Source organism: Pollutimonas bauzanensis, from assembly GCF_040393045.1.
Classification (GTDB): domain Bacteria; phylum Pseudomonadota; class Gammaproteobacteria; order Burkholderiales; family Burkholderiaceae_B; genus Pollutimonas; species Pollutimonas bauzanensis_A.
In genome coordinates this window covers 1-3737 of record NZ_JBEBUX010000202.1, presented here as the reverse complement: position 1 = coordinate 3737, position 3737 = coordinate 1, and the positions used below count along the sequence as shown (strand labels likewise).

The 3737-nt window shown below is 56.4% G+C and carries 2 protein-coding genes; one reads left to right on the top strand and one right to left on the bottom strand.

The genetic code is table 11. The features are described from left to right. A partial coding sequence (locus ABWO67_RS19190) for a DUF2157 domain-containing protein (protein ID WP_353154922.1) occupies positions 1 to 878 on the bottom strand: 878 nt, incomplete at its 3' end. A gap of 62 nt (positions 879 to 940) precedes the next feature. On the opposite strand from ABWO67_RS19190, the gene ABWO67_RS19185 reads away from it, so the two are divergent. Beyond that, positions 941 to 3676 (top strand): DNA topoisomerase III, encoded by a 2736-nt coding sequence (locus ABWO67_RS19185; protein ID WP_353154919.1) that lies wholly within the window; start codon positions 941 to 943, stop codon positions 3674 to 3676. Positions 3677 to 3737: the final 61 nt, after the last annotated feature.

Genomic DNA, 3737 nt, shown 5'->3' with positions numbered 1-3737 from the left:
CGCAATGCCAATCCCGCCAATACGATTAGCGCCACAATGACCAGCAGCAATGCCTCTTCAGAATCCAGCCAGCTGATCAAGGAAATCATTACCAGACAGAATGCCGCCAAAGCCGCAAGGCAAACCATGGCAAGATCGGATCGCTTGCTGGTATATACCCAATACATTAACCCGGTGGCAAGCAAGCCCGGAACGGCAATGGCAAAGGCTCCCATTTGGGAATCCAACGCCGCCAACGTTGCCGCTATCAGCCAGGCCAAAGCGCCCGTCCCCAGCATACGCGGGCCAACACGCCAGCGATCATCCAGCCAGGCAATACCGTATTCCCACAAAACCAACAGTGCAGCGTTCATCAGGGCCACCAACAAGCTTGCACCGACCCATGAAGATAAGCCCAGCCATAAGCGGGCTTCGTAAATCCCCAGGTATAACGCCGCGGCTACGTTGAGCAGCACGGCGAACAACACGGCCAGAAAGACGGTGCGCATGACTACTAGCCATGGAATCAACAACACCGCCCACAAAAGGAACAGTTCCCAGGGATCCGCGCCAGTCTGATATATTTGCCCCACAAGCGCCAGCAAGCCGCCAGTCGTGACCGCCGCCAACCCCGCCATATTGGCCGATAACGAAAATTTCTGTCCCTTGTTTGCGCCAGACACGTACACTAGCCGCCAAGTCATTAAAACGAGAGCGACTAATAAAGTCTGCGCTCCGGCTAGTTTTTGAAACACACTGGCCTGCGCCCAATTGGCGGCAATCCAGCATATCCCGGCGCTCGCGAGCAGCAGGAAAGCCAGCGAAAGCGAGGATTTTTGCAGGAAATCTGCCCACCTGCCCGCAGACAAAGGATCGTTTTTGTGACCCTCGACTTGCATATTGCGTTTCTCCCCTCGTATGATCCGCGATACTGCTGCTGAAATGCAGTTACTGGAAACTCATGAATAAAACGCTCATTATTGCCGAGAAACCCTCGGTAGCTTTAGATATTTCCCGCGCCCTAGGAGGATTCACCCGGGAAGGCGACTACTTTGAAAACGAGCAGTACGTGCTCGCGTCCAGCATTGGGCATCTGCTCAGCCTGGTCGCGCCCAACGATCCCGTCCGGGGAAAATGGAGCTTTGCACACCTGCCCGTCATTCCGCCACAATTCGAGCTCGGCCCCACCGACAAACGGTCTGCCGAGCGTCTGAAGCTATTGGTCAAGCTGCTCAAGCGCAAGGACGTCGGGGCCATCATCAATGCCTGCGACGCCGGACGCGAGGGCGAGCTTATATTCCGCTACATCGTGCAGTTTTCAGGCGTAAAAAAGCCTGTCACCCGGCTCTGGCTACGGTCAATGACACAGGCAGCCATTCGCGAGGCCTTCGATAACCTGCGCGACGACGACACCATGAAGCCCCTGGAAGCCGCTGCGCGCTCACGAGCCGAAGCCGACTGGCTGGTTGGCATCAACGGTACGCGGGCCATGACGGCCTTCAACAGCAAAGACGGTGGCTTTTTTAAGACGCCCGTAGGACGCGTACAGACGCCGACGCTGGCCATCGTGGCCGAACGCGAAGAGCGCATACGCAAATTCGTATCGCGTGACTACTGGGAAGTACACGGCACATTCGTGGCCGCTGCGGGCTTTTACCCCGGGCGCTGGTTCGATCCCAAGTTTGTGAAGGACGAACGCGATCCGGAAAGGCGTGATTCGCGCCTGTGGTCACAAGCCGCTGCGCAATCCATTGTTGCCGCCTGCCGCGACCAGCCAGGACATGTCACCGAAGAATCCAAGCCATCCACCCAGATGTCGCCCGCGCTGTTCGACCTGACCTCGCTGCAACGCGAAGCCAACTCGCGCTTTGGATTCTCCGCCAAGACCACGCTGGGGCTGGCCCAGACCCTGTACGAACGCCATAAGGCGCTGACTTACCCTCGTACCGATTCACGCTACCTGCCAGAAGACTACGTTCACACAGTCCAGGAAACCATGCAAGCCTTGGCCCAGCCAGGCTCTTCCGCCGCTGCCGGCATGCGTCCTTTTGCCGAAACTGTGTGTAAGCAAAAATGGGTCAAACTCAACCGGCGCATATTCGACAATAAAAAAGTGTCGGATCACTTTGCCATTATTCCGACCCTGCAAATTCCTCGCGAACTCAGCGAAGCCGAAAGCAAGATCTATGAATTGATCACTAAACGCTTTCTGGCCGTATTCTTCCCCCCGGCCGAATTCCGCCTAACGACGCGTATTACCGAGGTTTCCGGCCACCACTTCAAAACTGAAGGCAAGGTGCTGGTAGCTCCCGGCTGGCTGGCCATTTATGGCCGCGAAGCCCAGGGCGACGACACCAACTTGGTGGCCGTTTCTGATGGTGAAAAGGTCAAAACTGAAGATATTGAAGCGAAAGGGCTAGTCACCAAGCCGCCTGCCCGTTTTAACGAAGCCACGCTGTTGTCCGCCATGGAAGGCGCAGGCAAACTGGTGGACGACGAGGCGCTGCGCGAAGCCATGTCCGAGCGCGGGCTGGGTACACCAGCCACCCGGGCAGCCATTATCGAAGGCCTGCTCAACGAAGGCTACCTGCGCCGCGAAGGCCGCGATCTTATCCCCAGCGCCAAGGCACGCCAGTTGATGACCCTGCTATCCGGCCTGGGCGTCAATGAGCTTACCTCGCCCGAACTCACCGGCGAATGGGAACACCGCTTAAAGCAAATCGAGCAGCGTGAGCTCGACCGCGACGAGTTCATGCGTGAAATCGCGCAAATGACGCAGGTCATCGTCAAGCGCGCCAAAGAATACGAGCGCGACACCGTGCCTGGCGACTATGCCACGCTGGCTACACCCTGCCCCAAATGCGGCGCTGTGGTCAAAGAAAACTATCGGCGCTATGCCTGCACCAGTTGTGACTTCTCGATAGGCAAGCACCCAGGCGGCCGCACCTTCGAAATTCCCGAAGTGGAAGAATTGCTCAGCAACCGTACACTGGGCCCCTTGCCCGGCTTCATCAGCAAAATGGGCCGTCCTTTCGCTGCACTGTTACGCATTACCGATGAGTTCAAACTTGAATTCGACTTCGGCCAAAATGATGACAACGATGCCGAACCTGTCGACTTCTCCGCGCAAACCTCCCTCGGCCCCTGCCCCAAGTGCAGTAGCCGCGTGTTTGAGCATGGCATGAATTATGTATGCGAGAAATCTGTCGGGCCGGAGAAATCGTGCGACTTTCGCAGTGGAAAAATGATTCTGCAGCAAGAGATTTCCCCGCAGCAAATCGAAAAACTGCTGACCACCGGGAAAACCGACTTGCTGGAAGGGTTTGTATCCAGCCGTACTAACCGAAAATTCAAAGCGTATCTGGCCAAGCAAGACAACGGCAAGGTTGGGTTTGAGTTCGAGCCAAGGCCCGAGAAACCGGGTGGAAAGGCTGCGGGCAAGACGGCTGCGAAGAAAACGGCGTCTAAAACTGCCAGCAAGACCGCAGTGAAGAAAACGGCGACCAAGACAGCTACGAAGACAGCAGTTAAAAAAGCGGCCGCTAAAACGGCTACGAAAACTGCTGTGAAGAAAGTGGCTAGCAAGACAGCGACCAAGACGGCTGCCAAGAAGGCGGTCAGCAAGGCTGCAGTGAAGAAGGCTGCGAAGTCAGCGGTTGTGGCTGTTGGTGCGGATGATGACGATCCACCGTTTTAACTAATCGGTGATTGTCGGTTAAAGGGCCTGCCAGTTCGTTTGTGATTGGCGGGCTTTTTTT